Raw genomic sequence first — 25358 nt, 5'->3', positions numbered from 1 at the left:
GGAGGCCCGGAACTGGAGTAATTCATGGCTGATTTTTTAACCGGTATGAGAATTAGTAGCAGTGGTATGGCAGCGCAAAGAATGCGCATGAATACCATTGCCAGCAATATCGCCAATATCAATACGACCCAGACCCCGGAAGGCGGCCCGTATCGCCGTAAAGACGTGGTTTTCGAGAGCATGCCCGACGCTAAGAATTTTGGCGAAATCGTGACAGGCACAGACCCTATGGGAAATATGCAACGGGTCCAGGTCACAGATATTATCTCGGATCGCAAGGCGCCGTTGTTAAAGTATGAGCCGGATCATCCTGATGCAAATCCAGAGGGTTACGTCGCTTATCCCAATATCAATCTCATGGAAGAAATGACCAATATGATACAATCGTCGCGTTCCTACGAGGCCAATGTATCGGCAATGCAGGCGTCAAAAGATATGGCCATGAGTGCTTTGGAGATAGGAAGATAGTTCCTAGACTAGGTTGAAAAAGCAGGAATTTTTTAAACGTATAGCTTACAATTTTTAGAGAGTACTCAGTACAAGGAGAAGTGAAGCCATGGAAGGTTTTACAGTATCAAATGCTAACAGGTTTCTCGAGACGGGCAATCTGCGTGATTCTAAATCACTGTCCATTTCGGGTGAAACAACACCACTGAATTCCACATCAGAATCTGGCAAGAGCTTTGCTGATACCTTGAAGGATGCCGTAAGCTCCGTGAATGAATTGCAAAAAACTTCTGACAAGTTTGCGCAAAACATTGCCACTGGAAAAACGGATGATGTCGCGGGTGCCATGATTGCCTCCGAAAAAGCCGACATCGCTTTGCGAGTCATGGTTCAAGTACGCAACAAGATTATCGATGCGTACCAAGAAGTCATGAAAATGCAGGTTTAGTTTTTATTTAATTTTTTCTGATACATGATTCGTTAGATCGCGTGCTTTGGCAGAGCCAAAGTGTAAGACCGGAGGGATTCTTTGAACAAAATTTTTGGTGGATTGGTTGTCCAGTTTCGTGAGTTCTTTAAAAATCTGGGTCCAACCAAACGACTTTCAGTTATTGCCGTAACTCTTATTGCGGTTGTGGCATTAATGACGATGATGTTCATGGCGTCCGGTAAGGACTATGTTCCTCTGTTTACAAATATTCCGACTGAACAAGTTTCCACGATCGTGGCGAAATTGAATGAGAAGAACATCCCATTCCAGTTGCGCGACGGTGGTAAAACAGTCGCAATTCCGAAAGAGCTATTGCATTCAACGCAAATGACGTTGATGGCAGAAATCGGATCTCCAAAAATGGGCTCCATCGGTCTGGAGCTGTTCGACAAGCAGGACTTCGGGGTTAACTCTTACGCGCAAAAAATCAATTATCAAAGAGCCCTGCAGGGTGAGTTGATGAGAGCCATCAACACTTTGACTGCGGTTAAGCAGTCAAAAGTTATTCTGGCCCTTCCAAATAAAAAGACTTTCCTTGAAGAGGGTGGTTCACCTTCGGCATCCGTCGTGGTGGAGCTTCATCAGGGTAAAGAGCTTTCTCAGGAGCAGGTTCGTGGTATCCGTTACCTGGTCGCGAATGCGGTCGAGGGTATGGATGCGGATAAAGTGGCCGTATTGGATGAGCGCGGGAAAGTATTGACCCGTGCTTCCGATGGCACAACGGGCGGTTCCAATGATCTATTGGATTTGAAAGCAAAAGTGGAAGGTGACTTCGAGGATCGTATCGAAGACATCCTGTCCAAAGTTGTTGGTCATGCCAAAGTTGTGGCGAAAGTGGATGCGACCTTGAATCACCGGGTGATCTCTTCTGTTGAAGAACTAGTGGATCCGGATAAAACAGCCATTCGCTCGCAACAATCTGAAGAGGAATCCCTGGATGGGGCTCGTACCAATCCAGCAGGTGTTCCGGGTTCCCGTTCGAATATCCCTGGTGCGGAAGATGCTTCCGGCCAAGTGGGTTTCAAACAGGACGTAAAAAAAGAATTGAAGACCATCAATTACGAAGTTCCCAAAACAGTTCGTAACATCAGAGAAGCTGCCGGAAATCTGGAGCGTCTGAGTGTTGCGGTTGTGGTCGACGGTGTTCATGTGACAACAAAGAATGCTGACGGCACAACAGAGAGCAAATGGCAGCCTCGTTCCGTAGAGGAAGTTAAAAAGTACGAAGACCTGATCAAGGGTGCGATCGGTTTTAACGCCGCTCGTGGTGACTCTGTTAAAGTAGAATCCATTCAATTCCAGCCGGAGGACTTTTCTGAAGCTGAAAAAATCCTGACGACGCTTGAGCGTAAGAAGTTGATCCATGCATTGTTCAAATGGGCGCTTTTGGGTTTCTCTTTGGCACTGTTCTTCTTCATCGTGGTTCGTCCGTTCATGCAATGGATTACCGACAGCTTCCAGGATTCTGTGGAGGAGATGTTGCCAAGAACTATCGAGGAACTTGAAGAGCTTCAATCTGTCGATAACACGCTTCCGGGCATGTCGACGGCTCTTCCTGTCCTGCAGGAATCCATTGACCCTGAAAAAGCTGAATCTGAATTGTTGAAAGACCGTATCATGGCCACTATGGGCCGCGATGAGGAAAAAGCAGCCAATGCTTTTGGTATGTGGCTTGTTAGGAAGGATTCGTAATGAAACTGCACAAAGCCGAACATATTGAGTACGAACAACTCAAAGGTTTCGATAAAGCGGCAATTCTTATCAATTATCTTGGTAAGGATGCAGTGAAGGTCCTTTTGCGTCGTATGGACGATGCGGATATCCGCAAGCTTATCAATCAGATGAGCAAAATGCGCGTCGTGCCTGTGCACGTTACCAAGCGCGTACTTGAAGAGTTTTATGAAATGATTTCTGAAACTGAAGACTATATCTTCTCTGAAACCATTTCCGCGAAGGAAACTATCGTGGATGCATTGGGTGAAGAGCGTGCCAGAGGTATTCTGGGTGGTTTGAATATCACCACCGGTGGCTCGCGTTCTTTGGAATCCCTGGAGATGGTGGATGCCAAGTCATTGGCGACGTTCCTGGTGAATGAACATCCTCAGACAGTTGCGGTGATTCTGGCTCATTTGGAGCCGGAGAAAAAAGGTGAGGTTCTAAAACGCCTTCCGGAAGCCCTGCAAGCAGAGGTTGTTCTGCGTATGGCCAACTTGGAGCACGTGGACCCTGAGTTGATTGCTGAAATCGACCGCGTATTGAAAAATCAATTGTCCAATACTGCAACTGTGGAACAAGCCGCTTTGGGCGGGGTTCAACCGGTGGCAGAGATGCTCAACGTTATGGACAAAAACACGGAAACGGCGATTATGTCCCGTCTCGAGGAAAAGGATCCTCTTCTTGCCGAAGAGATTCGCAAACTTATGTTTGTCTTCGACGACATCATCAAAATCGACGATCGTGGTATTCAGGCGCTTCTCAAAGAAGTACCAAACGACAAACTTCTGCTGGCACTCAAAACTTCCAGCGAGGAAATTCGTGTCAAAATCTTCAAAAATATCTCCGCTCGTGCGGCCGAGATGTTACGCGAGGATCTTGGAAACATGGGACCTTCACGTCTGTCAGACGTCGAGGGTGCTCAGCAAGAGATCGTCAATGCAGCTCGCCGCCTAGAGGCGGAAGGAAAAATCCTGATTGCAAGAGGCGGTTCAGAAGATGCCATGGTCTAATAACGGCTTTAGTAGTGGTAAACAGGGCCCTGGTGCACACACCAAGGCAGTCCTTAAAAAGGACGTGGCAGAAAAAACCGTTCTGGAGTTCGTGCCCGTCAAGTTTGAACTGGGCACTCCCTCCCAGGCGATGGACTATTTGACGCAAAAAAAGCGTGGATCTGATTTCCGTATGAACGATGCAATTCGTATTCAAACGGGCGTTGATCAGGTCGAAAAAGTCGACGAGCAGGAAAAGATCGAAGCGGCCGCTTTGGATAAACTTAAAGAAATCCAGGAGCAAGCCTACCAGGAAGCCTACAATCTTGGTTTGGAAGAGGGCCGTAAAGAGGCTTTTGAAAAGGTATCTGATGAGATCGCAGCGCGCATGCAGGGTCTTGATGAGTTGCTGTTGGGTGTGAAAGAGCTGAAAAAAGAATTGGCGGCTTTCAATGAAAATCACCTGGTGACTTTGGCCTACAAAATGGCCGGCCGCCTGGCTAAAGCTGAATTGGCGACAAACAATGAAGCCATGGTGCAGATCCTGAGAGATGCGGTCAGCCTGGCGCAAGACGAAGAACAAATCACAGTTCATGTGTCCCAGGAGCAGTTTGAATTTTTGGAAGAGCTTAAGAAAGAAACGGGTCGTGATCTTGAATTCACCAAGAAAATCCGCTTCGAGCCAAATACCGAGATCATGGCTGGTGGATGCATTGTTGAAACCAACTATGGTGAAGTTGATGCCCGCGTTGAACAACGTTTGGAACAGCTGTGGTCTGTTCTTTCCGAGAACATGCCGAAAGTAAAAGATAAGGTTGCAAGTTAATGAGTGAAATGTCTCTTGATCTGGATAAATATTCGGACCTGGTCAACTCCATCCATTTGACCCGTGATAGCGGTAAAGTGACGGAAGTGAACGGGATGCTGATCAAGGGATATCTGCCAGGCGCCAGTGTTGGTAGCGTGGTGCAAATTATTCCTGCAGGCCTTGATCGCTCCTTCCTCGCGGAAGTGGTGGGTTTTAAGGACAAGCACGTTCTGATGATGGCTCTCAATGACATGAGAGGCGTTGCCTTGGGGTCTAAAATCGTTCTTTCCCGCCAGATTGCCACAGTTCGTGCCGGCGATGAGCTTTTAGGTCGCGTGGTGGACGGTTTGGGTCGCCCTTTGGATAACAAAGGCGAGATTGAAAACTTTCGGGAAGTTCCTTTATATAGTGAAATTCGTAACCCCCTTGAAAGACAGCCGATTCGCGAGCCCCTTGATGTGGGCATTCGTGCGATCAATGGCGCATTAACCGCGGGCCTTGGTCAGCGTGTCGCTATTATGGCTGGTTCGGGTGTGGGTAAGTCCGTGCTTCTGGGTATGATGGCTCGTAACACCACTGCTGACGTCAACGTGATCGCCATGATCGGCGAGCGGGGTCGTGAGGTGCGTGAGTTTATCGAGCATGATTTGGGTCCTGAAGGTATGGCTCGTTCCGTGGTTGTCTGCGTGACGAGTGATCAATCTCCACTTCTGCGTATGCGTGGTGCCTATGTGGCAACAGCAATGGCGGAATACTTCAGTGCTCAAGGCAAGAATGTTTTGTTGATGATGGATTCGGTCACCCGTTTTGCAATGGCACAACGTGAGATCGGTTTGTCGACAGGAGAGCCGCCTTCTCAAAAAGGTTACACTCCGTCGGTGTTTGCAACTCTTCCGAAATTGCTTGAGCGCGCCGGAAACTTTGAAGGCGAAGGCAGTATTACCGGATTCTATACCACCCTCGTAGAGGGTGATGATATGAATGATCCGATCGGGGATTCAGTGCGTTCCATCGTGGACGGACATATCGTTCTGTCTCGCGCTTTGGCAGCCCGTGGTCACTATCCGGCGATCGACGTTATGCAAAGTGCATCGCGTGTTATGAAAGCGGTTTCGTCCTCGGAGCATGTGCGATTGGCGCAAAAGCTGAAAGAGACTTTGGCAGTTTATAAGGATGCAGAGGATTTGATTAATATCGGCGCTTACAAGCCGGGTTCCAATCCGAAGATTGACCGGTCTGTAAAAGTCATCGATCAGGTGAATGACTTCCTTAAGCAAAGAGTTGAAGATCCCACGAACTTCAATAATACCGTTCGTATGCTTCAGCAGATTCTGATCAACGCCTAACCCGGGGGTGACTTGTGAGATTCAAATTTCCCCTGCAGAAAGTCCTTGAACACCGTAAGGTTGTTGAAAATATCGCTCAGAAGAACTTTCAGGATGCGGTGGCCGTACTAAATGAATATCAGACCAAGTTGGATAAAATGCGCCAGGATGTCCTGGACGCTCAAGCCCGCGCAGGGAGCCTGGTTCAGGCCGGGGGCGCCCAAGGTCCAGCCCTCTCGCAAATTCATGAATTCATGAAGGGCCAGAAAATTCGCATTCAGAACCAAGAGCAAAATGTTCACGAAATCGAAAAAATAGTCGAGGCCAAGAGAGAAATTTTGCGACAAGCCGCTCTAGACTATAAAATTATGGAGAAGGCCCGGGAAAATCAGTTCGAGGAATACAAAGCCGAACGAAAAATCCAGGATCAAAAAGAGATGGATGAGCAGGCCATTCTGCGGTTTAAAAGAACAGCTGAATAAATGGGTTTGCGAACTTCAAGGATGAAGGAATCATAAATCGATGAAATCTGGATACGATCAGTACTTTAAAAATGCACGCAAGGTCGCCGACGAAAACAGCGGGAGTGTGAAGTTCACAAAAAATCCTGCGTCGACTCGCCTGCATTTGGATCTATCCTCTGAAGACGTTGAACAACAGTTGCGTCGTCGCATGAAGATGACTGCTCCCAAAAAATCCAAAAAGAAATCCGGTGTGCATTGGAAAATGGCCGGTTTTTCATTCTTGGGATTGATTCTTGCGGTTGTGGGTTTCCAAAACCATGAGGAAATCGACAACGTTCTTAAACGCGTGGAAATCACTTTGAACGGTGGCGCGATGGCGCAATCCGCTCCAGCACCTGCGGCTCCGATTGCGGAAGAAAAGCCGGCGGAAGCGGCGGCAGAAGCCAAAGCGGTTTCCTTGTCGACAAGCGAAATTGATCACCTGACAAAATTGACTGACAGAAAAAAAGAACTTGATGCCCGTGAAGAGGAACTGAATCGTCAGGAATCCGAACTTCAGGCGCAGAAGGTTGAATTGGATAAACGTTTGAAAGAGCTCGAGGACATGCGTGGCAAGATCTCCAGTATGCTCGAGGATCGCGTCAAGGCTGACGACCAGAAGGTCGATACCTTGGTACAGATGTATACCAATATGAAGCCCCCACAAGCGGCCAAAGTCTTTGAGACGATGGACGAGGATTTGGTGGTTGAGATACTTGGTCGTATGAAAAAGAAAAATGCTGCTGATATCATGAATTTATTGAAGCCGGAAAAAGCTCAGATCATTTCTGAGAAATATGCCGGTTATAAACGTGCTCCAGCATCAGAAAAGTAAAGTAACTGAAATTCTCTAGGAAGGAGGATCGGTTTGTTAAATATAGTCGGCCCCCCAATGGTGGGTGCGACCGAATTGAGGTCTCAAGCTTCTGACAAAATTCAGGAGAAAGATTTCAAGGGTTCCGGGAAAGATTCCGGTTTCGACAAAGCTCTACAGGATAAAATCAGCCTGAGAAGCCCGAAAGAAACCAAAGAGTCGCCGAAGCAGGAAGCCCGAGCGAAAGATTCCAAAGACTCGAAAGAGCCACGGGATGAAAAAGCTCAGGAAAAAAGCTCGAAACCAGAACGCAAGGTCAGCACTGACGATGGGAAAGAAAAGCGGGCGGCGAATCGACAGCAGGCAATCAAAGAATTCATGGACTCATTCGAGAGTGAATTTGAAATCCCTCCCACACGACTTGTGGAAGCGATGGCCGAACTGGACGACAGCCAGCTCAAACAATCCCCAGAAGTGACAGCGCAAGCTGTGATTGATCAATTGAACTTGGACGATGACCAGGCTGAACAAGCCACGGCCATGTACGCGTCCTTGCTTGCTCAATTGCAGCAAATGCCACAACCACAAACTCCGAAACCGATGCAGGAAATGGCAGCGGGTTTAGGCATGTCTCAAGAGAGCATGCAGATGCGAGTGGCGGCAGCGCAGGAAAAGCAGAACCAGATCGGAACTGCGGTTGATAACCTGAATAAAAAATTCTGGATGAAACAGGATGGGCCGGCGAATGCCATGGCAATGCCTGATCTGGGTGGTTCGTTGGCATCACGTATGATGATGGACGACAGCGCCATGATGCCGGAAGCGGAAATGCCAATTGAAGCGGCCATGCCAGCTCCAGGGGCGTCGCAAGCCGAAGTATCTCAACAGAGTCTTCTGGATAAATTGCCTCCGCATTTGCAAGGTCAAATGAATGAGACCATGTCTCCGGCATTATTGGCGGCACTGGCGGCAAAACAGGCAGCGGCAGCAGCGCAACAAAAATCCGAAGGTGCAGCGATGGAAGAGTCATCCGTCGAGCTGACTGATGAATTCACCAAAGCTATTGAGGCCCCACGCATGGAGAAGCCTCAGCAAATGGATTTGATGAAGCAGGCAGTGAATGGAAGAATGGGTCCCGAATCCTTCTTTCAGCAGGAGAACCAAGGTCAATCCATGATGCAGAACCAGGCACAGCAGTTCATGCAGCAGGGAATGGCTGAGGGTAAAGATTCTGCGCAGGATAAACTGACAAACAAAGCGGCGGAATTCAAAGCGGAATTGAATGGACTTGAGGCTCTGCAAGCGCAACCCATCAAAGGTGAAAGCTTGAAGTTTGACCCTGCGATGGCAGCGATGGCACCCAAAGCCCCAGTGAACGCGGCTGAAAACGAAGCCAGTGTGAAGCAATTGATGGATCAAGCCCAATACCTGATCAAAAAAGGTGGCGGTGAGGTGAAAGTTCAGATGTCCCCAGAGGGCATGGGAACAATCCACTTGAAAGTCATGCTTCAGGACGGAAAAGTGAATCTTCAGATGCAAGCGGACTCTCCAGAGGCGAAAAAGTCTATTGAGTCTAGTCTAGTTGATTTGAAGAACAGTCTTGCTGCTCACAAATTGTCTGTGGAAAATGTTAAAGTGGATGTTGTGAACACGACGTCTGCCGACACAGCGACGCAAAACCAAAATAATACGAACGGCCAAGGTCAAAGAGACCAGGCTCGTCAGTTCTGGAATCAATTCAACGACAGCTTTGGTAACCAAGGTCGTCGCGAATCCTTCACTGATATGCAACCGCTTCGTGGCTATGCTGGTAAACGTCGTGATCCTTTGCAGCCTATCGATACCGCGTCTGTGAAAGCAGCGCCGCGTACGACAGAAGGCAAAGGCAGTGGACTTAATTTAGTAGCCTAAAAAAAAGGGGAACTTGAATGACAATGGTCAACGCGAAATTAGGAGTGAATGCTTTCGGTGCAACAACTGAAAAACCGACAAGCACGAATGTGGCAAGCACATTGAGCGCTTCCGATAAAGCGAAAGTCGGCGAAGAAGATCTTGGCGCGGTGGCGAACAAGCTTGCTGATCCGAATTGGACTGATCCTACTCAGAAAGTTCGTACGACGGGTAATCCAAATATGGATAAGGATGCATTCTTCAAATTGATGCTTACGCAAATGAAGAATCAGGATCCGACAAACCCGATGAAGTCACATGAAATGGCAGCTCAATTGGCGAACTTCTCGTCACTCGAGCAAATGCAGAACATCAACAAAACCCTTGAAGAGATGAAGGCAGCACAAAAACCTTCTGAAAATTTCCAGGCGTTGAATTTGATCGGCAAAGCTGTTGCGGGTGATTCATCCAAAGTTGTGCGCGGCGTGAATGACAGAGAACATGATTTCCGTTTCTCGTTGCCAATGGCAGCAGAGGAAGTGACAGTGAAAGTGCGTGACGCTGATGGAGCTGTCGTGCGTGAGTACAACCTGAAAGGTCTGAAGCAAGGTGAGAACAAACTCACTTGGAATGGTGAAGACACGAAAGGTATGAAAGCTGCAGCAGGAGAATATCAATTCCTGGCAGAGGCAAAAACAGCGGACGGAAAAAAACTCGGCATCAAAACAGATTTCGATGGCGTTATCACAGGCGTGAGTTATTCCTCTGAAGGCCCGGTTCTAAATGTTGGAAACCAGGCGATTCGCTTCAGAGACGTGAAGAAGATCACAGACCCTCGTCTTATGAGGAACGACCAGAATGTAAATGATGTCACCAACCTAGACTTGAAAAAGGATGATGCCACAGGACAAACTAAGAAAGAGGCAAATGTAGTTCAACAAAGTCCTACTACTGCGTCTGCTCCTGCGCCAAAATCTAAGATCATGGATACGGTGGGTTTATCTCGCGACATGATGGAAAAGATCGCGAAGGAGACGGCGAAGTAAAATGGTGGACTTAAAGAAGATACAGACATTTGAACAACTCATTCCGCAGCAGCAGCCGAAGGTTAAACCTGAAGTTGGGGCGGGAACGGGTCCTTCCTTCAAGGATACCCTTGATAAGCTCGGTGGGCCGATTGCGACTCCCCAAGCTGCGCAGGTGGTTCCTCAAGGCTTAACAAAGCCTGCTGAAGGAGTGAAGTTTTCGAATCATGCGATTGAGCGAATGAGTACTCGCGGGATTAGATACAGTCCCGAGGATATTAACAAGCTGAATGATGCGGTTTCGAGAGCTGCGGCGAAAGGTTCCAAGGATTCATTGGTTTTGATGAATGACTCGGCACTGATTGTCAGCGTGAAGAATAAGACTGTTGTTACCGTGATGGACAAGACCGCATTGAAAGAAAATGTGTTCACGAACATCGATAGCACGGTGGTTATTTAACCGCAAAACGCACCGAAGCTGTCCTGAAGAGACAGATAAAGTGCAAAGCACCGAGAACATAGAATGTGTTCAAGGTTGGTTTTAAAAATTAAATATTAGAGCTGGTCCTCGTAGAGGAGGCTCTCCAAACGGTGGTTCTCGAATAGAACTGCCAACGACATGGAGGTCACATGGGTATTCTTTCTTCATTGTACACGGGTGTGTCTGGTATGGCTGCTCAGGGCGAAGCCCTAGGCGTTATCGGTGACAATATCGCGAATGCAAACACTGTCGGTTTCAAAGCAAGCCGCGCGGAATTCCAAGATATCATTTCTAAAAGCTTAAAAGGTGTTCTGGGCGGAAATCAAATCGGTCGTGGTGTGAAGATCGGTGCCGTAAATCCAATCCTTACTCAAGGTAACGTTGATGCTACTGAAAAAGTAACGGACCTTGCAATCTCTGGTGACGGTTACTTCAAAGTTAAAGGTTCTGATGGCGAGTCTTACACTCGTGATGGTTCCTTCCACTTTGACCGTGAAGGTTACCTGGTAACTAACGACAATCAAAAAGTTCAAGGTTTCGGTACTGATGAAAAAGGTAACATCCTGAACAAAATGACTGACATCAAATTCCCTCGTGCCTTGGTTCCAGCGAAAGCTACCAAAGAAATCAAAATGGATCTGAACTTGGACTCCCGTATGGAGCCAACTAAAAAGTTTGATCCAAAAGATCCATACTCCACGTCTCACTACTCTACAGGTGTAGAGATGTACGATTCCCAAGGTAATAAGCATTTGTTGAGCTTGTTCTTCAATAAGACAGCTGACAGACAATGGGAATACAAAGGTTTGGTTGATGGTAAAGAAGTGACTGGTGGCGAAGAAGGTCAGCTTTCTGAAGTATGTTCTGGTAAACTTGAATTTACCGTTGATGGTAAGTTGGATACTCAGCAACTGACTTCTTCTAACTTCAACTTCAAAGGTGGCGCACTTCAAGGTCAAGAAATCAAATTGAACTTCGGTGACGCGATTAAGGATGGCGGTAAAGGTTTGGACGGTACTAAACAGTACGGTAAAAACTCAGACCTTATCTCTTGGCACCAAGACGGTGCGGCTGCGGGTACAATCAACAGCTTGTCCTTCAATGACGAAGGTATCTTGACTGCGGTTTACTCTAACGGTCAGGCACAAGACTTGGCACAGATTGCTCTGGCGAAGTTTGAAAATCCAGAAGCTCTATTTAAAGTTGGTAACAATCGTTTGAAAGAATCCAGAGATTCTGGAACGGCTTCAGTGGGTGGTCCAGGTGCCGCAGGCCGTGGTAAGTTGTTCGCGAAATCTCTTGAAAGATCCACAGTGGATTTGGCAACGGAGTTCGTAAACATGATCCAAAATCAGCGTGGTTTCCAAGCCAATGCGAAAACAATCACGACGACAGATGAACTTCTGAACGAAGTGATCCAATTGAAACGATAATAAATTAGTTCCCGTTAATATCTAAACCATGTCGACAGGCCCGTGACCCCGGGCCTGTTTCTTTTTTTTAAGGGTCAACCCTAAATGCCCCACATAAGCTTTAAAACCCAGTAATAAAGGGCATTATTCCCCAAAGTAGGCGATTAAATGTCTGTAATAATGGGCGTTTTTGCAAGGTTAGTTAAAATTGAACCTTTTGTTTAGAAACAAACCTGATATACACTGGCGCAAGTTTAAATCATTAGTCCAGAGGGGTTCCTTAAGATGAGATGCTTAGTAGTAGAAGACGACAACGAGATTGCAACAATCGTAAAACAAGGTTTGGGTGAGCTTGAAGGTGAAGTCGACGTTGAGTCCAACGGAAGACGTGCTTACGAAAGAGCCCTGACAAATCATTATGACATTATTGTACTTGATTTGATGCTTCCTGAAATGGATGGCTACACGTTTGCTAAGTCTCTGCGCGAGAAAGAAATCAACACGCCGATTTTGATCTTGAGTGCTTTGCGCGAGTTGGATGACCGTCTTAAAGGTTTGAGCATGGGTGGTGATGATTACCTGACGAAGCCATTCGCAATGGCTGAATTGCAAATCCGCGTAAAGAACCTGTTAAAGCGCGCTCAGAAAGCTTCTGAAGTGACACAATTGGTTTTCCAGGATTTGAAATTGAATCGTTTGAACCGTGATGTGGTTCGTGCGGGCCGCAAGTTGGATCTACAAGAGCGCGAGTTTGTTCTGTTGGATCTATTCATGAGCAATCCAAACAAAATCATCGGAAAACAAACTATCCTCAAAGAAGTTTGGAATTATGATTTCGATCCACAAACGAATGTGGTAGACGTATTGGTATGCCGCCTAAGAAACAAGTTAGAAAAAGATTTTCCTACACGACTTATCTATACAGTCAGAGGTGTAGGTTATGTTCTTAAAGGGTCTTAAGCCCACGCTTTTTAGAATCAGTACCAAGCTGACGCTTGCGTACTCGCTGGTACTGATTCTGAGCTCCACGCTGATCTTCAGTTTCCTTTATTTTCAAATCACGCACTCACTGCAAAATCAAGAGCGGGCGATTCTCGTTTCTAAAACGGACGAGTTTGCCAATCGTATCGAGGTCAATGGCCTTGAGGATTTTAAGCAGTATTTCGAGGTTTTGCGCACCTTTGACCGTGATGCCTCATTGATGATTGAAATCTACGATGAAAACGGTGATGTCGTATTCTCTCATTGGCCCAATCCTGCACCTGAATTTGATAAGAATCTTTTGACTCGTGAACTGCGAAATCATCGCGAAAATGCATTCGAGTTCTCCATCCCTGAACGTCAGGGTGCCGAGGCGGTTTTGGTTCAGGGAAGAAATCTGAAAAATGGCGAGCGCCTTATGTTGGCGAAAAGTACGGAGGGGATGGCGCGCCAGTTGCGCAATCTTCAAAGACTTTTCTGGTGGACTCTGGTTCCGGTTGCGATGATTGGATTTTTGGGTGGCCTCTTTTTATCGAATTCCACTCTTAGTCCTGTTCGTGATCTGATCAACTCGATGAAAAAGATCGAGCGCGGATCGCTTTCCACTCGCGTGCCGATTGGTGGCAGCGATGATGAGCTCGAAGAGCTTAAGCTGTTGTTCAATAAAGCACTGGATAAGATCGAGAACCTGGTAAATGGATTAAAAGAAGCCTTTGATCATTTGGCCCATGATATTCGGACGCCGGTAACAAGATTGCGTGGCCGGGCGGAAATTGCACTGACCAGTGAAGGTGATTTGGAGTCTTATCGCGAAGCCCTGCAAAGCTGCTTCGAGAACTCAGATAAGATCCTGAACTTCCTGCAGGTCCTGACTGATATTACAGAGGCCGAGAATCGCAGTAAAAAGCTGAAGATCGAGAAAAAGTTTATCAGCGATCTGGTGCGTGAAATCATGGACCTTTATGAAATGGCCTTCGAGGAAAAAAACATCAAGGTCACACAAAAATTGGATTCCCATGACTGGGCGATGATTGATCCAAGATTGATCAGTCGTGTGATCGCCAATCTTTTGGATAACGCCCATAAGTACACACCTCCGGGTGGTGAAGTGATCATCGAGACTATCAATCAGACGGAAAGCGTTATTCTTAAAGTCGTGGATTCCGGTCCCGGAATCGCCGCTGAAGAGCACGGCTTGATCTGGCAAAAGCTTTATCGCAGTGACAAGAGCCGTTCTGAATACGGAATGGGTTTGGGTCTGACGTTCGTAAAAGCCGTAGTCGAAGCGCACGATGGTAAAGTAAGTATCAAGAGCCCGGTCAAAGATGGCCGTGGAACCGAGATGGAAATCACACTACAAAAGATGGCCTAAGGGCCTCTTTTGTGCCAAAGTGAGCCCATGTCTAAGAATCCAGAAACAACAGCCTCTCTGTGTCTGTCCAAATTAACCTTATTTTCCCTGGGCCTATTCTTCAGTATTTTATTTTTTTCGCATCTCACTTTGCACAACGATCACGTGCAGATGTTGCTAAAAGCATTCCGCGTGATTGATGACGGTCAGTGGTCACACTTTGGAAATGCGACGACCGGAATGGGTTTTTTGCCGGGCAGCTTTTTGACGGCCGTTTCGGCAATTCCGATGAAAATCTATTTTTCGCCTTATTCCGCTTTGGCGGTTATTTTACTTTTCCACGTGATGTCGTACCTTCTATTTGCTGACGTTCTGAAAAAGAACTTTAAACCGGTCATTATCCTGGATTTTCTTTTGTTGTATTGGCTCAGTCCTTGGCGCGTGGAGCAGACGGAACTGTACAATCCGGCGTACTTGTTTTTGTTCTCTGCTGTTCACTTCTATACCGCCTACCACATGAATAAGAAAAGTTTCTGGATGACGTTTTTCCACGTCCTGACAATTGGCTTCTGCGTGCAGGTCCATTTCTCTGTCTTGATGCTGGGGATTCTGTCTTTGGGACTTTGGGGTTTCAGGTACTTGAAAGTGAATTGGTGGGGCTTTGTCGCGGGAAGTGCGGTAGTGGCTCTTAGTTTATTCCCGTGGCTGATGGCTTATCTGGAGCACCGTGAGCTGGCCGTGGCCGTCAGTAAAGAGTCCAATTCGTTTATTGGAAAAAACTTTGTCCTGGTTTATCCGGTGCTAAAAGGAATCTCTTATTGGATTCGCTATGGTGCGATCTCCTATGGTCGTCATATTTTTAGTGAGATTAATTTCCTGTGGATTCAGGATCTGACGGTGCAGAAGATTGTCAGTGGAGCATTCCATGGTGGCAAATACCTGTTCACGGCGGTAACGGTCGTGTTCAGTGCCGTGGTTCAATGGAAAATCTTTAAGAAGGTTTGGAAAACGGACCGCCCTTTCAAGATTCGCCAGGATCGCACCTTGGTGCAGGGTGAAGAGCGAATTTATCTATACGCTTTTTACATGTTCTGCTCGATGATTTTAGCCACGGGTCTTTCGCCGGTGGAGTTTAATCACTGGCATTTGATTTTGGCATTTCCGATTGTGACAGTGTTGATTACTATCGCCTTTAACCAGCTTCGTGAAAGAATGCCCGCAAGAAGATTTACCTGGATTTTTTCAGCGGTCCTTGTGGTGTTCAGTTTGTTCAATATTTTTGGGGCCTTGGGCAGTCGAGTGCACTCATATCAGTCGAATTTTCATCGGGACGTGTTGCAGCTCTATAAGGAGTATCATCAGCACCCTGAAAACAAAACCAACAACAACTATCTGCAGTGGAAACACGAAGAGAAATAAAAAAACCCGCTCGCAGGCGGTTTTTTTTATTCAAAGGTTATTTTTAAACGCCGAGGTAAGCTTTACGAACTTCGTCGTTGTTCAGAAGGTTGATACCTGTGTCCTGCATCACCACGCGGCCGGTTTCCAGAACGTAAGCACGGTGAGAAATTCTTAAGGCGAGCTTGGCATTTTGCTCGACCAAAAGAATTGTCATTCCATCCTGATTCAGCTTGGTCACGATTTGAAAAATCTGGTTTACAATCAGGGGAGCAAGTCCCAAAGAAGGCTCATCCAGCAATAGAATCTCAGGTTTGCACATGAGGGCGCGGCTGATTGCGAGCATTTGCTGCTCGCCCCCTGACAATGTCCCGGCCATCTGCCAAAGGCGTTCTTTGATTCGCGGGAACAGTTCCAGACACATCTCAAAATCTTTTTTGATTTCGGCCTTGTCGTTACGGTGGTAGGCACCCATTTCCAGATTCTCGAGCACGCTCATTTGGGGAAACACACCGCGCCCCTCAGGGGACTGAGCCATGCCCAGCTTCACCCGGTCGTGGGATGGCACGGTCATCAGATCTTTGCCATGCAGAGTGATTGTGCCCTGGGAGGGAACCAATCCAGACAATGCTCGAAGTGTCGTTGTTTTGCCGGCGCCATTGGCACCAATCAAACTGACGATTTCCCCTTTGTTGACGTGGAAAGTGATTCCTTTAAGGGCCTGGATGGATCCGTAATAGACGTTCAGATTTTCAGCGGAAATAATTGGAGTCTGCATTAGTGAGTTTCCTCCACACCCAGGTAGGCTTCGATAACTTTTTTGGAGTTTTGCACGTGCTTGGGGGTGCCCTCTTCGATTTTCACTCCGTGATCCAGCACCACAATATTCTCACAGATTCCCATGACCAGTTTCATGTCGTGCTCGATCAATAAAACCGTCAGGTTAAATTTGGATCTGATCTGCGCGATGGTTTCCATCAGTTGGTGAGTTTCCGAATGATTCATTCCCGCTGCAGGTTCATCCAGTAAGATGATTTTGGGATCGGTTGCCAGGGCGCGGACGATCTCAAGCTTGCGCTGTTGGCCGTAAGGGAGGCTGCTCGCAAGTTCATCGGCCTTGTTTTGCATGGAAAAAAGAGAAAGAAGGTCCATGGCTTTTTCAGTCATTTGCTTTTCAGTCTCAACGAACTTCTTGGTTTGAAACAAGGCATCCATAATTCCATAGCTCACATGTTGATGTGTGGCGATCAGGACGTTTTCCAACACCGTCAGATTTTTAAAGAGACGAATATTTTGGAATGTGCGGGCGATGCCACGCTGGGAGATCTGGTAGGGTCTTAAGCCCGTCAAGGATTGACCATCCAGGAAAACCTCGCCATGTGTCGGCTGGTAAACGCCTGTCAGCATATTGAAGGCCGTTGTTTTGCCCGCACCGTTCGGTCCGATCAAACCCGCCAACTGACCTTTTTCAATTTTGAAGGACAGATTGTCGACGGCTTTTAATCCGCCGAACTGCATTGTGATACCTTTAGCTTCCAGCAGAACGTCGGACATATTTTCTCCACAGATCGGTGATTTCCAGTTCGCCCATGATGCCTTTAGGGCGAAGAATCATCACAAGTACCAAAGACAATGAGTAAATAACCATGCGCAGGTCGACACCGGTCACTTCTTGCAGAGGACGAAGTGCTTCAGGCAGTGCCGTTACAAAAATGGCTGCGATAATGGATCCTGTCATGGATCCCATTCCGCCCAAAACTACCATGATCACAGCATTCACGCTTTGCAGGAAGGTGAATGATGATGGATTGATGAAGTTGGTAAAGTGAGCAAACAAGGCGCCGGCCACACCCGCAAAAAAGCTGGAAAGAACAAAAGCGCGAACCTTCATTCCTGTCGTGTTGATACCCGTGGACTCGGCCGCGATTTCGTCTTCGCGAACACTCAGGAAGCCGCGTCCCCAAGAGGATCTCATCACACGCCAAATGGTAAAGAAACAAATCAGGATCCAAAGAACGGCGAAGGCATAGGACATGTAAAAGCTGGAGAACCCTGGAATGTTGGCAAATCCACGCGGACCGCCCAAAAAGTCCATATTCAAAAGCGCCACGCGAATGATCTCACCAAAACCCAGAGTGACGATGGCCAGATAGTCACCCTTCAGGCGCAAAGAGGGAAGTCCCACCAGAAATCCAGCAAGGGCTGCGGCAAGACCGCTGCCGATAGCGAAGACAAAGAATGTGATTCCTTGGAATTGCTCCGGCAGGAAGTTCCAATTCACGGAGGCGTAGGCCGTGAAGTAAGCGCCGATCGCCATGAAACCGGCGTGTCCCAATGAAAACTGCCCCGTGTAACCATTGACCAGATTTAAACTCATGGCCATCAGACAGTTAACGGTGACGAACAAAACCATCAGTTGGATGTATTCATCAAATCCGAATTGAAAGACCAGCCCCAGAATCAGGGTTGCAACAAGGGATAAAAGAGGATTCTTTAAAGCACGAATCATCACACTTTCTCCACAGTGTACTTGCCCAGCAGGCCAGCAGGTTTAAAGATCAAAATGACAATTAGAATACCGAAGGCCAAAGCATCGCGGTATGTGGATGAAAGATAAGCGACGACCATTTCTTCGGAAAGCCCCATGATCAAGGCTCCAAGAACGGCGCCACGTACGTTGCCGATGCCACCCAGAACGGCGGCCACGAAGGCCTTCATGCCGATCATCATACCCATCAAGGGATCAATCTTCGGATATTTCATGCCGACCAGGACACTGCCCACTCCGGCCAGGGCCGAGCCCGCGATAAATGTGAAAGCGATAATTTTATCCGGGTTAATGCCCATCAGGCTGGCGACGGAAGCATTGGCGCTGACCGCACGCATGGCTTTGCCAAGTTTGGTTTTATAGAGCATGAATTGAAGGGCCATCATCGCGATGACACTGACCAGAAGGACTGTCAAATCGAAGGACTTCAGTTCCACATTGCCGAACGAGAAGATCACAAAATCTTTCATCACTTCAGGAAAGACTTTGGGATCGGCTCCGAATACAACTTGTCCACCGTATTCCAGCAGCAAGCTGACACCGATGGCGGTGATCAGAATGTTTAATTTAGGTGCTGAGCGAAGGGGGCGGTAAGCAAGTCTTTCAATCAAAAGACCCAGGACACTGCAAACGACCATCGAAGAAATCAGTAGAACTGCCAAGGAACCGATACCGGGCTGAGCTTCGATACCCAGGGCCCGGGCGACATAGTAGGCACCAAAGGCGCCCACCATGTAGACATCAGAGTGGGCGAAGTTGATCATTTTCAGGATTCCGTACACCATGGTGTAGCCAAGAGCGATCAGTGCGTAGATGGAGCCAAGGCTGATACCATTTATTAAGTGCTGTGCGAAATCCTGCATGTCCGTCCTTTATTGGGGCCGATTAAGGCGTCACTGTCGAGATGTACTTGCGGTTTGGTCCATCAACCTGAATCACTACAGCACTCTTAACAGCATCGCGGTTTTCATTCAGACTGATTTTTCCAGTCACGCCAGGAAAATCTTTTGTTTTAGCCAGTTCATCACGAATCGCTTTACCTGACAAGTCTACAGAACGCTCCATAGCGGCTGCCAGAATTTTAGCGGCATCGTAACCCAAAGCCGCCAACGCATCCGGAGTTTCGTTGTATTTCGCTTTGAATTTTTTGATGAATTCAGTCACTGCAGGATCTGTGCTTTCAACAGTGTAGTGGTTTGAGTAGTAGTTGCCATTGATCGCTTCTTTTCCGATCTCGTGCAATTTTTCGGAATCCCATCCGTCGCCACCCATCAAAGGAGCTTTGATGCCCAGTTGGCGAGCTTGTTGCGCAATCAATCCCACTTCAGTGTAGTAACCTGGAACATAGATCGCTTCAGGATTTTTGGAGCGAATTTGCGTCAGCTGAGCTTTGAAATCAATATCGCCCGCTTGGTAAGAAACGTCCGCTACGATTTCGCCACCGCGATTTTTGAAATCTGTCAGGAAGGCATCAGCCAGTCCTACGGAGTAGTCGTTTTTAACGTCGCGAAGGATTGCAACTTTTTTGATTTTCAGATTCTCAGTCGCAAACTTGGCCATCACAGATCCTTGGAATGGATCGATGAAGCAAACACGGAATACATAATCGCCGACTTTTGTTACGTCAGGATTTGTGGATGCCGGGGAGACAAACGGAACACCTTTGGCTTGTGCAATCGGTGCCGCCGCTTTGGAACGACCGGAAGCGACGCCGCCGATAATTGCGACCACTTTGTTTTGTGTGATCAAGCGAGTAGTTGCCGCAGCGGCCTCTTCGTTTTTACCTTGGTCATCCATGGTTTTAAGTTCGATTTTTTTGCCTTTGATACCACCAGCAGCGTTGATTTCATCAAATGCCAGACGGACACCTTTGTTTGAGCTCAAGCCAAACGTGGCATCGCTACCGGACAATGAATCGTATTCACCGATCATGATAACGTTATCTTTTTTCGTGCAACCAGCCAGCAAAGGAAGAGCCAGCAAAAGGGATACTAACAGACGTTTCATAAAGACCTCTTTTGTAATGCTAAAACGCGAATAGCGTTTAGAATTCAAGTATCTACAAAAGAGGTCAAGGGTTTTTAAGTGGCTAAAACACTTGCAAGACTGATGAGGTCAAGATGCGCTTTTTTCTCGGTCTTCGTTACAATGTCGAGAGGTACTTCGACCAGTCGTTCACCTTCAGTGCCGATCATGATGTCGCAATGACCTTTCAGCAATGAATCCACGGCTGCGGCTCCCATGCGGCTTGCAAGAATGCGGTCGGCAGCAGTTGGAGAACCGCCTCGTTGTTGGTGACCCAAGATGCAAACTTTAGCGTCCCAGCCTGTTTTCTTGCGGATAGCATCGGCAAGATCATAAGCTCGACCTGGCTTTTGGCCTTCTGCTGTGACTAGAATTGAGCTGGTTTTCCCTCTGGAGATACCTTCTTTGATACGATCAACAGCTTTATCAACTGTCGTTGTGGCTTCCGGCGTAAAGATCTCTTCAGCACCACCGGCAAGTCCCACATAAGATGCGATGTGGCCGGAGTTGCGCCCCATGACTTCCACGATGAACAGGCGATCATGTGAAGCAGCTGTGTCACGGATTCTGTCGATCGCTTCCAAAGCAGTGTTTACAGCAGTATCAAAGCCGATCGTTTTATCAGAGCCAAACACATCGTTATCAATAGTTCCGGGAATTCCCACGACAGGAATTTGGTGTTCTTCCCAAAGGGCATGAGCACCACGGAAGGAGCCGTCACCGCCGATGCAAACCAAGGCATCGATGCCGTGAGACTTCAAGTTGGCTGCGGCTTTGGCGCGGCCTTCAGGTTTTGTGAATTCAGTAGAGCGACCTGTTTTAATGACAGTGCCACCACGTTGAATGATGTTTGCAACAAAGCGCTGGTCAATGGACTCAATATGATTTTCCATCATTCCGACGTAGCCTTGCATGATTGCGGAAACTTCCAGCTTGTTTGCGATTGCTGCACGAACGACTGCGCGAAGTCCTGCGTTCATTCCAGGAGCATCGCCACCACTTGTATACACGCCTAATCTTTGGATCTTTTTATTGAATGTTGCCATTGCGCTAGATTAGCGCTGGGAGGAGGAAATTTCAAAGGGAATCCCCGTGCTCTGCGGGTTCCGACTGTTCTGTGACACGGCATAAAAAAAGGCGCTCCCGAGGGAACGCCTTTTAATGATTTTAATTAGTGTTAACTAATTACTTAACCATTGATTTGAATTCAGCGCCAGCGCGGAATTTTGGAGCCCATGCAGCTGGGATTTTGATTGCTTTACCAGTTTGTGGGTTGCGACCAGTGCGAGCTTTGCGTTTAGCTTTAGTGAAAGTACCGAAGCCAACAAGTTTAACGTCGTCGCCTTTTTTAACTGCTTTTTTGATGTTTTCTACTGCGCAGTCAAGGATAGCTTCTGCTTGTGCTTTAGAAACTTTAGTTTCGCCAGCGATTTTTTCGATCAATTGAGCCTTGTTCATGTGAACTCCTCTTTAGTGACACATTTGTGTGTCCCTGTTGTTAATACATCCTGATGATAAATTCTCGTCTTCCAATGACTTTCAAATAACAAATTAAAAACTTTGCTTCGTCAATAGCAATTTACGAAAAAGGCTCGCAGAGCCATTTTCATGCGTGCACTAATGTCGGTGGTTGTTGCCTTCATCTTCATCATCGTAAGCATCGTCGATGGAAGTTAAAGAATCACTTGAAGAATCATTCTTGACGGGAATCGCGTATCCACCTGAAGCCCACTCGCCAAGATCAATCAGACGGCAGCGTTCAGAGCAAAAAGGACGAAATGCATTTTCTGGTGAGTACAAAGCGGGTTTGCCACACTGTGGACACTTTACTGTTTTGCCTGGGGGTTTTTCTGATTCACTCATGAAGGGAATATTTGCGCAGAGTTGAAACGAGATCAACCGATTGTTCACCTGCGCCATGCACTGCGAAGTTGAGCAATCGGTTGTTAGAGAAGCGACAATTAGTATTTCGTCAAAGTACCAGTTGCGAAGACAGTGCCTTTGCCCTTGGAGTCAGGGTAAGCAATTTGGTAGTTCACTTGATTGTCAGCAGTTGTTCCGTTGAACACCTGGATTTGGATCAAGTGCAACCCGCCACCGTTTGTTGATGCGCCGTTAGAGCGAATCTCGAAACCTTTGCTTTGGTTGATCAAGCTGTATGTAGTGTTTTGAATCAAAGCCAGTGGGTTGTAAGCCATACCGCCACCATCAATACCGAAACTGAAGTTAAAGTACTGCTGGGATGGAATTGCTGTGAAATAAACTGAAGGCTTCAAGCTGTTATTCAAGTCGACTTGCAAAATCATGGAACCGTTAGCCCATGCATTGCAGTCAGAGTAACCGGAGTTCCAGCCCCAGATATTTCTGTCACACACTGCCATCGCTTCTTTCAAAAACTTCTTATAGACAGCAGAATTTGTGATTTTCATGTAGCGTTTTGCACTTGGATTTACAGCCAGTGGAGCTTTCGTCCAATAATCAATCTGAAAGTAATAAACATAATCGAAGTAGCGTATGGTTGTTGTGCCTGGGCTGACGATGCCGCCATTGCTGCCCACACAGTATGAACCATTCCAAGTAGTGCCTGCGTTACAGGTAACTGGAACAACTCCGTTACCGCCACTGTCACCGTTGCTGCAACCAACGAAAGTCAGCACAGAGACTGTTGTGACTAAGGATAGGATGAGCTTTTTCATATAGACCTCTCTCATTAATTAAACTTCTTCACTACAGATGCAATGCGCGAGACATGCCATCGCCAACTGTGCGCAGGGTTTCGTTAATTACGATTTGAGAGGGGTTAGGGTGTTAAACTGTTTAGACAGTCCGCCAATTTGTGTCACCTTTTGTCGAAAGTCTCAACATGAGACACTTTAAATATCTGAATCTAGGGGCTTTTTTAGCAGCAGTAAGAAGCCGAAAGCGATGATCGCCCAGCTGATCCACGTGGAAATAGAGGCGCCCAGCGTGGGACCGCGGAAATCGGCGCGAAAGGACTCCATTATAAGGCGACCAATTCCGTGCAAAATCATCCAGGAATAAAAGATCCGCCCGGATATCTTAAAGTAGTTGTATTGGGCGCGTGATTTCTCAAACCCCAGAAGCAAAAACAATACGCCGGCCTCCCAGAGGATGGCATACAATTGAGTGGGATGTTTATTCGCAATGGCCCAAGGAAGTTCGCAGCTTCGTCCGTAGCAACAACCCGCCAGTAAACAAGCCACGCGTCCCAGGCCATATCCCAAGGCCAGCACTGGAGCCAAAAGATCCAGATAGTCTTCCAGTCTTTTGTAGTCCTTGAAATACAAGTAACAGATTCCAGCAAATGCTGCGAGAACAGCACCTCCATAGAATACGAATCCACCGTTCCAGATATAAAAGATGCGGAGGAAGTCTTCTCTATAGTAATCAAAACTTTCATAGAACACGTGAAACAATCGACCGCCCAGGAATCCGAAGATCATGATGAGAAGACCTAAGTCGAGGGTTTCCTTTTGATGTAAATGATAGATATGACTACGGCGGACAGCCCACATCAGACAAATGATCGCAGTTACGCTGATGACCAGGTAATAAGTGGGAATCTGAATCTCAGAAGACAATTTAATGATTGGAAACACGGATCCTCCGGGATACCGACGATAGACTTAATTTTTCAAAAATTCCGAAGAATATTCAAGTGAAACTACCCATCGCCCAATGTCCGACTACATAATTGTAGCATATGAAAATGCATCCGGCAGATATCGTTCAGGAAATTAAGGGATACTCCTTTTTTAAATCATTCAGCACGGACTTGCTATTGCAAGTCGCAGCCATGATGCATGCCGAAGTATATCCTTCTGGAACAGTTGTCCTGAAAGAAGGGCAAACGAATCGCAACCTGTACTTCTTAAGATCCGGAAAGCTCGAGATTTCGTTGGCGGGTGAAGTCCTGGCTACGTTTGATAATGCGGGCGATGTATGGGGGGAGATGAGTGTCATCACTTCGAATCCCGCATCCACTTCTGTGACTGCCGTGTCTGAAGTCAGCTGTTTCATCATTAAAGACGAGGACTTTGCCCACGTTCATCCTAAGGACAAAGATCGTTTCCAAGCCCTTTTATATCAGATCTATTGCATGATTTTGACGGAGCGATTGATTAAGACCAATGAAAAAGCACGTCTTTTTGAGATTCTGAACCGTGAATTGCATGAAGCACAAAATGCCCTTCAGCGTGGAGCTGGCGGCAATGTATTGTTGATTGAGCCCGATAAAAAGCAGCAAATGCCACTAAGAATGGCTTTGGGCAGTACCGGTGTGCAGCTGGATATTGCCACAGACGCCTCTCAGGCTCTGGAATTCCTGCAAGCCAATAAATATGACGTGGTCATTGGTGAAGAAAGCTGTGTGGAAGTGCTTCGTCAGGTCGAGGAAAAGAAACTCAGCCCGAATGTGATTCTATTGACCAGCCACGATGTGCAAGGGAACTTGAACATACTTCTGAAGAATCGCTTTGTTAAAAATATCATTTCCCGCGATGCCGAGGACAAGAACGCGACGATTCGCTTTGTTTTGACGGCACTGGGTAAACTCTTGAATAAAGATCTGTTTGGCGTCGACAAATACCTTACTTGGGGAGTCGACATTCAAAAGAAAATCGTCACGCATTCAAGCCAGCGTGAAAAACTTCGTGAGGATATGTGCGCCTATTTGAAAAAAGCGGGTGTACGAACTTCCGTGGTCGACCGTGTGAATACAGTGGCCGAAGAGATGTTGATGAATGCCATCTACGATGCTCCGGTGGACTCTCAAGGTCATGCGATCTTTAATCATGTCAGCCGTAAAGAAGAAGTTCAGTTGGAGACTCATCAGCAGTCTGTTTTCCGCTATGCCACGGACGGTGTCATGGCGGCGGTGGCTGTGGTCGATCCTTTTGGGGCATTGAAGAAGGAAGTGATCATTGATTATCTTGAGTCTTGCTACAATGGTGCAGCTGGAAGCCTGAACACTCAAAAGGGTGGTGCGGGACGTGGCTTGCATCAGATCATTGAAAACTCAGATTTGACCATTTTCAATGTAAAGCAAGGTGTGCGAACTGAGGTGATTTGTCTGTTCAATTTGGATGGGCAAAAACGCCTGGCTCAGCCGTCTTTCCACTATTTCTTCTCATAA

The 25358-nt window shown here is 47.1% G+C and carries 26 protein-coding genes; 16 read left to right on the top strand and 10 right to left on the bottom strand.

The annotated features are described in order from the left end of the window. Positions 1 to 24 precede the first annotated feature (24 nt). From flgC to ACLVWR_RS04215, 15 genes are all read left to right on the top strand, one after another. Positions 25 to 468: a flagellar basal body rod protein FlgC gene (gene flgC, locus ACLVWR_RS04285; RefSeq protein WP_413575968.1), complete on the top strand. Its 444-nt coding sequence runs from the start codon at positions 25 to 27 to the stop codon at positions 466 to 468. An 88-nt stretch (positions 469 to 556) separates the two neighbouring features. After that, positions 557 to 895, top strand: coding sequence for a flagellar hook-basal body complex protein FliE (gene fliE, locus ACLVWR_RS04280; RefSeq protein WP_413582661.1), 339 nt, complete (start codon positions 557 to 559; stop codon positions 893 to 895). 81 nt (positions 896 to 976) lie between these two features. After that, a complete protein-coding gene (fliF, locus tag ACLVWR_RS04275; protein ID WP_413582660.1) occupies positions 977 to 2629 on the top strand; it encodes a flagellar basal-body MS-ring/collar protein FliF in 1653 nt (550 codons plus the stop codon). After that, positions 2629 to 3663: a flagellar motor switch protein FliG gene (fliG, locus tag ACLVWR_RS04270; protein ID WP_413582659.1), complete on the top strand. Its 1035-nt coding sequence runs from the start codon at positions 2629 to 2631 to the stop codon at positions 3661 to 3663. The genes fliF and fliG overlap by 1 nt, the downstream gene beginning before the upstream one ends. Further along, positions 3650 to 4468: a FliH/SctL family protein gene (locus ACLVWR_RS04265; RefSeq protein WP_413582658.1), complete on the top strand. Its 819-nt coding sequence runs from the start codon at positions 3650 to 3652 to the stop codon at positions 4466 to 4468. The genes fliG and ACLVWR_RS04265 overlap by 14 nt, the downstream gene beginning before the upstream one ends. Then, positions 4468 to 5796 (top strand): FliI/YscN family ATPase, encoded by a 1329-nt coding sequence (locus ACLVWR_RS04260; RefSeq protein WP_413582657.1) that lies wholly within the window; start codon positions 4468 to 4470, stop codon positions 5794 to 5796. The genes ACLVWR_RS04265 and ACLVWR_RS04260 overlap by 1 nt, the downstream gene beginning before the upstream one ends. Before the next feature lie 14 nt (positions 5797 to 5810). Beyond that, positions 5811 to 6257, top strand: a complete 447-nt coding sequence (gene fliJ, locus ACLVWR_RS04255; RefSeq protein ID WP_340597680.1) for a flagellar export protein FliJ — start codon at positions 5811 to 5813, stop codon at positions 6255 to 6257. A 40-nt stretch (positions 6258 to 6297) separates the two neighbouring features. Further along, positions 6298 to 7113: a MotE family protein gene (locus ACLVWR_RS04250; RefSeq protein ID WP_413582656.1), complete on the top strand. Its 816-nt coding sequence runs from the start codon at positions 6298 to 6300 to the stop codon at positions 7111 to 7113. Between the two features lie 33 nt (positions 7114 to 7146). Next, a complete protein-coding gene (locus ACLVWR_RS04245) occupies positions 7147 to 9003 on the top strand; it encodes a flagellar hook-length control protein FliK (RefSeq protein WP_413582655.1) in 1857 nt (618 codons plus the stop codon). A 17-nt stretch (positions 9004 to 9020) separates the two neighbouring features. Continuing rightward, entirely contained in the window at positions 9021 to 10028 is a 1008-nt protein-coding gene (locus ACLVWR_RS04240) for a flagellar hook assembly protein FlgD (protein ID WP_413582654.1), read from the top strand. Position 10029: 1 nt separating this feature from the next. Further along, entirely contained in the window at positions 10030 to 10467 is a 438-nt protein-coding gene (locus tag ACLVWR_RS04235; protein WP_340597675.1) for a TIGR02530 family flagellar biosynthesis protein, read from the top strand. Positions 10468 to 10637: 170 nt separating this feature from the next. Then, positions 10638 to 11921, top strand: coding sequence for a flagellar hook protein FlgE (locus tag ACLVWR_RS04230; RefSeq protein ID WP_413582653.1), 1284 nt, complete (start codon positions 10638 to 10640; stop codon positions 11919 to 11921). A gap of 264 nt (positions 11922 to 12185) precedes the next feature. Then, the gene (locus ACLVWR_RS04225) at positions 12186 to 12860 is read left to right on the top strand and encodes a response regulator transcription factor (RefSeq protein ID WP_340597673.1); all 675 of its coding nucleotides are present in this window, start codon (positions 12186 to 12188) and stop codon (positions 12858 to 12860) included. Next, positions 12841 to 14253 (top strand): ATP-binding protein, encoded by a 1413-nt coding sequence (locus ACLVWR_RS04220; protein ID WP_413582652.1) that lies wholly within the window; start codon positions 12841 to 12843, stop codon positions 14251 to 14253. The genes ACLVWR_RS04225 and ACLVWR_RS04220 overlap by 20 nt, the downstream gene beginning before the upstream one ends. A gap of 27 nt (positions 14254 to 14280) precedes the next feature. Further along, a complete protein-coding gene (locus tag ACLVWR_RS04215; protein WP_413582651.1) occupies positions 14281 to 15651 on the top strand; it encodes a hypothetical protein in 1371 nt (456 codons plus the stop codon). A gap of 43 nt (positions 15652 to 15694) precedes the next feature. Here the strand turns inward: ACLVWR_RS04215 and ACLVWR_RS04210 are convergent, their stop codons facing one another. The 10 genes from ACLVWR_RS04210 to ACLVWR_RS04165 form a co-directional block, all read right to left on the bottom strand. Then, positions 15695 to 16408, bottom strand: a complete 714-nt coding sequence (locus ACLVWR_RS04210; RefSeq protein ID WP_413582650.1) for an ABC transporter ATP-binding protein — start codon at positions 16406 to 16408, stop codon at positions 15695 to 15697. Further along, positions 16408 to 17184 carry an ABC transporter ATP-binding protein gene (locus ACLVWR_RS04205; protein ID WP_413582649.1) on the bottom strand — a complete coding sequence of 259 codons (777 nt, stop codon included), beginning with the start codon at positions 17182 to 17184 and terminating at the stop codon, positions 16408 to 16410. The genes ACLVWR_RS04210 and ACLVWR_RS04205 overlap by 1 nt, the downstream gene beginning before the upstream one ends. Beyond that, on the bottom strand, positions 17159 to 18136 hold the full coding sequence (locus ACLVWR_RS04200; protein ID WP_413583479.1) for a branched-chain amino acid ABC transporter permease: 978 nt from the start codon (positions 18134 to 18136) through the stop codon (positions 17159 to 17161). The genes ACLVWR_RS04205 and ACLVWR_RS04200 overlap by 26 nt, the downstream gene beginning before the upstream one ends. A gap of 2 nt (positions 18137 to 18138) precedes the next feature. Further along, positions 18139 to 19041 (bottom strand): branched-chain amino acid ABC transporter permease, encoded by a 903-nt coding sequence (locus tag ACLVWR_RS04195; RefSeq protein ID WP_413582648.1) that lies wholly within the window; start codon positions 19039 to 19041, stop codon positions 18139 to 18141. 22 nt (positions 19042 to 19063) lie between these two features. Continuing rightward, a complete protein-coding gene (locus tag ACLVWR_RS04190; RefSeq protein WP_340597667.1) occupies positions 19064 to 20185 on the bottom strand; it encodes an ABC transporter substrate-binding protein in 1122 nt (373 codons plus the stop codon). Positions 20186 to 20259: 74 nt separating this feature from the next. Beyond that, complete coding sequence (gene pfkA / locus ACLVWR_RS04185; RefSeq protein WP_413582647.1) at positions 20260 to 21249, bottom strand: 6-phosphofructokinase; 990 nt, start codon at positions 21247 to 21249, stop codon at positions 20260 to 20262. A 139-nt stretch (positions 21250 to 21388) separates the two neighbouring features. Next, positions 21389 to 21661, bottom strand: coding sequence for an HU family DNA-binding protein (locus ACLVWR_RS04180; RefSeq protein ID WP_142701575.1), 273 nt, complete (start codon positions 21659 to 21661; stop codon positions 21389 to 21391). 159 nt (positions 21662 to 21820) lie between these two features. Next, complete coding sequence (locus ACLVWR_RS04175) at positions 21821 to 22066, bottom strand: DNA gyrase inhibitor YacG (protein WP_340597665.1); 246 nt, start codon at positions 22064 to 22066, stop codon at positions 21821 to 21823. A gap of 98 nt (positions 22067 to 22164) precedes the next feature. After that, positions 22165 to 22899: a hypothetical protein gene (locus ACLVWR_RS04170; protein ID WP_340597664.1), complete on the bottom strand. Its 735-nt coding sequence runs from the start codon at positions 22897 to 22899 to the stop codon at positions 22165 to 22167. A gap of 177 nt (positions 22900 to 23076) precedes the next feature. Continuing rightward, on the bottom strand, positions 23077 to 23823 hold the full coding sequence (locus ACLVWR_RS04165; protein ID WP_413582646.1) for a prolipoprotein diacylglyceryl transferase: 747 nt from the start codon (positions 23821 to 23823) through the stop codon (positions 23077 to 23079). A gap of 104 nt (positions 23824 to 23927) precedes the next feature. On the opposite strand from ACLVWR_RS04165, the gene ACLVWR_RS04160 reads away from it, so the two are divergent. Then, positions 23928 to 25358, top strand: a complete 1431-nt coding sequence (locus ACLVWR_RS04160) for a cyclic nucleotide-binding domain-containing protein (protein ID WP_413582645.1) — start codon at positions 23928 to 23930, stop codon at positions 25356 to 25358.

Source organism: Bdellovibrio sp. HCB288 (genome assembly GCF_047305935.1).
Taxonomy (GTDB): Bacteria; Bdellovibrionota; Bdellovibrionia; order Bdellovibrionales; family Bdellovibrionaceae; genus Bdellovibrio.
The sequence above is the reverse complement of the archived record's forward strand: the minus strand, read 5'-3'. Positions and strand labels throughout refer to the sequence as shown.